2 protein-coding genes are annotated in these 1,127 nt (G+C 68.1%); both read right to left on the bottom strand.

Translation table 11 applies throughout. The features are described from left to right. Positions 1 to 22 precede the first annotated feature (22 nt). Complete coding sequence (locus tag FMEAI12_RS24815; protein WP_235014441.1) at positions 23 to 487, bottom strand: transposase; 465 nt, start codon at positions 485 to 487, stop codon at positions 23 to 25. Positions 488 to 528: 41 nt separating this feature from the next. Continuing rightward, entirely contained in the window at positions 529 to 1,107 is a 579-nt protein-coding gene (locus FMEAI12_RS40180; protein WP_112108038.1) for a winged helix-turn-helix domain-containing protein, read from the bottom strand. Between the last annotated feature and the right edge of the window lie 20 nt (positions 1,108 to 1,127).

Below are 1,127 nucleotides of genomic sequence, written 5' to 3'. Positions count from 1 at the left end.
TACTGAAGATTAACGTGTGAAGTTATGTTGATCGGAGATCTTTCCAGGTCAGTCCGGTTTCGGTGAGGAACCCGATGAGTAGTCCCGGCCGGTACTGCATACGTTTCAGTCCGTGCTTGACGGCCTGATAGACCTGGTCGATACCACGGGCGGCCAGGTGCACCAGGGTTGTACGTTTCAGATACGACCAGACACCCTCGGCCGGGTTCAACTCAGGCGCGTAGGCAGGCAGCCATACGACGCTCACCCAGCCGGCGTGCGCGGCCAGGAAGCCGGTCATCTCGGCCTGGAGATGGATGTTCAACCGGTCCCACACCACCACCAGCCGGCCCCCGGGAAGCTGCGCATGCCCAGCCAGCAGAAGATCCCGGCAGTCCCCCCAGCCCAACCCCTTACGCTCACCCGGACGGCCGTGGCTGACCCGAGCCCGGTAGAGCAACCGGGCCCGCTGCCCGGGTTTGTAGCAGACCATCCCGACCACACTCACCCGCCCGGACCCACCCCGCCCCGGCACCCGCACCACCGGGGTCACTCCGCGGCGCGCCCACGTCCGTCCTCGTGGCGGCCGCAGTCCCTGCCCTGTCTCGTCGAGGAAACAGACCCAGGCATCCCGGACCGCCGCAGTGGTTTTACCACCGGCCACCCCTGCTCGGACCAGCCCCGCACCGCGGTGTCGTCACGTTCGACCGCGCGGCGCGCCGGCAGCTGACACGACCAGCCGTGACGGTCCAACAACATCCACACCCCCGGCAGCGTGTACTCGACCCCGAACTCCCGCCTGATCACCTCGGCGACCCGGGCCAGGGTCCACCGCTGATCCTCCCAGCCGTACACCCCCGGCCCCCGGCGCAGGATCGCCTCCAACCGGCCCAGATCCCGATCATCCAACCGGCACCGCGACAACGGACCAGCCGACCGCAACGCCGCCGCGCCCCCTGACTCCCACGCCCGATACCAGCAGCCCGCTGTTTTCGGAGTCACCTTGAATTCCCGCGCCACCTCCGTCCGTGTCGCTCCCGCGGCGAACCGGTCAGCCGCGGCCAACCGAACCCGCTCCCGTTCCACCTGCCCGGCGGGCGTCAACCCGCCACCCGTCGCATACCTCATAGCAAAAGATGTACCCGCCC

This window comes from Parafrankia sp. Ea1.12 (assembly GCF_900465275.1).
Lineage (GTDB): Bacteria > Actinomycetota > Actinomycetes > Frankiales > Frankiaceae > Parafrankia > Parafrankia soli.
The sequence above is the reverse complement of the archived record's forward strand: the minus strand, read 5'-3'. Positions and strand labels throughout refer to the sequence as shown.